The sequence below is a fragment of the Halorubrum tibetense genome (assembly GCF_042661865.1).
Lineage (GTDB): Archaea > Halobacteriota > Halobacteria > Halobacteriales > Haloferacaceae > Halorubrum > Halorubrum tibetense.
The window spans coordinates 1-3,663 of record NZ_JBHSWW010000246.1 but is presented as its reverse complement, the minus strand read 5'-3'; the positions used below and the strand labels follow the sequence as shown (position 1 = coordinate 3,663).

4 protein-coding genes are annotated in these 3,663 nt (G+C 68.6%); 1 reads left to right on the top strand and 3 read right to left on the bottom strand.

Going from position 1 to position 3,663, the window contains the following annotated elements:
• Nucleotides 1-159 precede the first annotated feature (159 nt).
• The 3 genes from ACFQEU_RS12950 to ACFQEU_RS12940 form a co-directional block, all read right to left on the bottom strand.
• Entirely contained in the window at nucleotides 160-429 is a 270-nt protein-coding gene (locus ACFQEU_RS12950; RefSeq protein WP_379782801.1) for a DUF2250 domain-containing protein, read from the bottom strand.
• A gap of 126 nt (nucleotides 430-555) precedes the next feature.
• Nucleotides 556-1,953, bottom strand: coding sequence for a 7,8-didemethyl-8-hydroxy-5-deazariboflavin synthase subunit CofH (cofH, locus tag ACFQEU_RS12945; RefSeq protein WP_379782799.1), 1,398 nt, complete (start codon nucleotides 1,951-1,953; stop codon nucleotides 556-558).
• A 78-nt stretch (nucleotides 1,954-2,031) separates the two neighbouring features.
• The gene (locus tag ACFQEU_RS12940) at nucleotides 2,032-2,955 is read right to left on the bottom strand and encodes an HFX_2341 family transcriptional regulator (protein ID WP_379782797.1); all 924 of its coding nucleotides are present in this window, start codon (nucleotides 2,953-2,955) and stop codon (nucleotides 2,032-2,034) included.
• 83 nt (nucleotides 2,956-3,038) lie between these two features.
• Between ACFQEU_RS12940 and ACFQEU_RS12935 the strand changes: the two genes are divergently transcribed.
• Nucleotides 3,039-3,663 (top strand): SGNH/GDSL hydrolase family protein (locus ACFQEU_RS12935; RefSeq protein ID WP_379782795.1); only part of this gene is annotated, 625 nt, incomplete at its 3' end.

Sequence of the window (3,663 nt, the reverse complement as noted above, 5' to 3'; positions counted from 1 at the left end):
TCGCCGAAGCGATCGCGGTCGGCGCGCTCGCGGGCGAGCTATCGCTGCTCGCCGCGCTCGGGTCCCGACATCTCGCCTCCGCACACGCCGACCTCGGTCGGTGACCGTCGTCGTGCGCTTGGGCGTGCTAGCGCCGTCGAGACCGGAACCCGATCCGAGTTAATCCGACCAGCGTGGGCAGTCCTCGCGAAGCGCTTCGCGCCCGGTGTCGGTGAGTCGATACACCGGCTCCCCGGTGACCTGCTCGACGAACCCCGCCGATTCGAGCACATGGAGGCGTGACTCGACGTGATCCGCATACAGCCCCGTGTTTCCAGCGATGAACGCTCCGTAGTCGCTTCCGACGTCGTCGAGATACGCGAGCACTCGTTCGTCCGAGCGCGTGAGCGTCGGCGAGTTGCCGTCGGACTCTTCATCGGACACGGGCATCTCATACGTGTTACCGTGAACCATTGGCAAACCGGTTTCGACTGTTCCCGCTCGCTGGGATCGAGGGGCCGCGGCTCCTCGGGTTGTACGTGATACTGTCGCCGCGGCGGATGCGCGCCTGCCCCACTAATCGTCCGCGCTGGCGGAGCTGCCGTCGGCGGTACCCGTCCCGGGTCGGCCCGCGAGCATCGGAGTGCCGTCGGCTCGCGGGCCGAGCGTCGGCCCGTGCGGGCCGTCGTCGGGGTCGATCCGGCGACGGGTTCGATAGTCGGTCGAGCGCTCCACGGGCGTCCGCCCGATCGCCGTGATCATCTCCACGTAGTCGTCGAACGACCGGTACTCGCCGTACTCGCCGCCGGCGCGCTTGGTTATCTCCTCGGAGAGGATCGTCCCCATGAAGTCGTCCGCGCCGCAGTTGAGCAGCTTGAGGCCGTGGGCGTCGCCGGATTTCACCCAGGAGGCCTGAATGTGATCGACGTTGTCCAGGAAGAGCCGGGCGACCGCAACCACGAGCTCGTCCTCGTCCCGCGAGGGGCCGCCGTCGACGACCCCCTGACGGAACAGCGGGGTGTTCCGATGAATGAACGAGAGCGGGACGAACTCCGTGATCCCGCCGGTTCGGTCTTGGAGGTCGCGGATCACGCCGAAGTGCTCGGCGCGGTGTTCGACCGTCTCGACGTGGCCGTACATCATCGTCGACGTGACATCGAGGCCGGCGGCCATCGCCCCCTCCATCGCCGCGACCCAGTCGTCGGTCCCGATCTTCCCCGGACAGATCACCTCACGGACCTCGTCGACGAGGATCTCCGCGGCGGTCCCGGGCGCGGAGTCGAGTCCCGCGTCGGCGAGCGCTCGGTAGACGGTTTCGTAGTCCCAGTCGGTGCCGCGGGCGGCGTGGTACGCCTCCTCGGGCGTCATCGAGTGGAGGTGGACACCGCCGACCGCCATCGCCCGCAGCTGCTCGACGTACGTGCCCGGATCCGTGGTGTACGTCTCGGGCGGCTTGTAGTTCACCTCGCTCGCGGGGTCGTCGTGGGCGGCGAGCACCTCGTGGTGCTCCTCGTTCAACGCGAGCGCGGGGTGGAGCCCGGAGACCGAACACACCTCGTACACGCCCATATCGAGGGCGTCCTCGACGACCGCGCGCGACTCTGCCGGCGTCTTGGTGAACCCCGCGTGGTCGACGTCGCTGTCCGCCTCGAACGCGTGTGCCGAGTCCTTGAAGTTACAGAACAGACACCCCGTGTTGCAGGCGGTCGTGACGTTGTTGTTGAGGTTGGCGACGAAGGTGACCTCGTCGCCGACGGTCTCCCGCCGTCGCGTGTCGGCGGCTTCGAGCACCGCCTCCTTGCGAACCGGGTCGATCCCCGCCGTGTCGGTTCCGGTCGCGAGCAGCTCCGTCGCGTCGTCGACGGTGAGTCTGACCCCGTCCCGCGCCTTCGCGAGAGCGTTCTCGAACGACTGGTCGGTCGCCGGCGCGGCGAACCCGAACTCGTCCGGGTCGAGGTCGCGATCCGTCGTCATCCAGTTACCGTCCCCGCCCCACGGATAAAAACGGGCCGGTAGTGGCACTCGACCGAGCTGATCGCGCGAGCTCTCGCTTCACGCGAGCTCCCGGTCGTCGCCGGCGTGTGCCCGCACCCACAGCTCGCCGATCCGCGAGAGCCGCGTCCGGTAGGACTTCCCGTGTTCCTCCTGTTCGATGTACCCCTTCCCGCCGGGGCCGAGTCGGTCGACGTTGTAGATCACCTTCGATCGGAACGAGTCGGTGTACTCCTCGTTGAGGTCGGCGGCGAGCGTCTCCGCGAGCTCCGAGACGGACTCGAACTCCCCGTGTTCGCCGAGCGTGAACAGGACGAGCTCCTCGAACGGTTTGACGTTCTGGAAGGAGGCGACCGGCAGCTCGATCACGTGGCTGTCGCCGATCCGCTTCGCACCGATGGTCGTCCCGCGCTCGTCGAACTCCGACAGCAGGTCGCTCGTCGTCGTCAGCCGGTCCGTGATCCGGTCGTCGTCGATGTCGCCGTCCCCTTGGAGGTCACGCAGGAGGTCACGGTTCGCCCGCAGCTCCTCGGCGAGCTCCGTTTCGAGGTACTTCTCCGGGGCGGTGTAGTATGTGTGGATCCGGTCGCGGTCCGCCTGTCGCTCGACCATGACCGAGTGGGCCGCGGTCGCGAACGCGAAGGAGACGGGACGGGGCATCGAGCAGACGTTCACCCACACTTCCCGGCTCTCCCCGTCGGGGCCCTCCCGGTCGAGCTCCTCGTTGATGAGGTCGAACGCGCGCTCGAAGGCGGCGTCGTAGTCGTACACGTCGGGTAGTCGCTCGCGAACCGTCTCCGCACCCAGCAGGTTCGTGAAGTCCTGTTCGAGCTTCCGGGCGATGTTGCGGGAGTACTCGACGTTGGCCTCGCTGCCGACCGTCCCCTCGAGGAGGATCACCCGGTCGACGTCGAACTGGTCCCGGATGAGCGGGGCGATCATCCGGTCGTAGTCGAACCCGACCGGGACGATGTGGGTCTGCATGCGTGGACGTTTGCCGGTCGTGGCTAAAAACCCGTAGCGTTGGCGGCGAAAGACCTTCACCGACCGCGGTGCTGGCTGGTCGTATGCGACGCCTCTCCCGTCGTCACTTGCTTCGGGCGGGAGTCATGGGCGGGGTAGCCGCCGTCGCGGGGTGTGGAACCCGAGACTCGGCGTCGTTTCTCACGCTCGGCGACTCCTACACCGTCGGGAGCGGCGTCAGCCGCGAGGACCGGTGGACGACCCGGCTGCCGGAGCGCCTCCAAGCGCACGGGCACGCGCTCGACGACCCGACGGTCGTCGCGGACGGCGGGTGGACGGCGGACGACCTCCGCGAAGCGACGCGCGAACGCGAGCTCGCTTCCGGGGGCGATGGGGACGCCCAGCGTCCGGGATCCGACCTCGTCACCCTCTGTATCGGCGCGAACGACGCGTTTCAGGGGCGGCCGGCCGCGGAGTTCCGCCCGCGGTTCGAGACCCTCTTGGCGTCCGCTATCGGGTACGCGGGCGACCGGCCGGAGAGCGTGCTCGTCCTCACGATCCCCGACTACACGCTAACCCCGGTCGGACAGCAGCACGACCCCGACACCAACCGCGACCGACTCGACGCCTACAACGGGATCGTCGAGGACGCCTCGGCGGCGCGCGGGGCTCGACTCGTGGACCTCGTCGCGCCGTCCCGGCGGGTCGCCGACGAGCCGGAGCTGGTCG

Excerpts from the sequence above, each read along its gene's own strand:
- ACFQEU_RS12940 (WP_379782797.1), bottom strand. The coding sequence starts at position 2,955 with ATGCAGACCCACATCGTCCCGGTCGGGTTCGACTACGACCGGATGATC.
- cofH (WP_379782799.1), bottom strand. The coding sequence starts at position 1,953 with ATGACGACGGATCGCGACCTCGACCCGGACGAGTTCGGGTTCGCCGCG.
- ACFQEU_RS12950 (WP_379782801.1), bottom strand. The coding sequence starts at position 429 with ATGCCCGTGTCCGATGAAGAGTCCGACGGCAACTCGCCGACGCTCACG.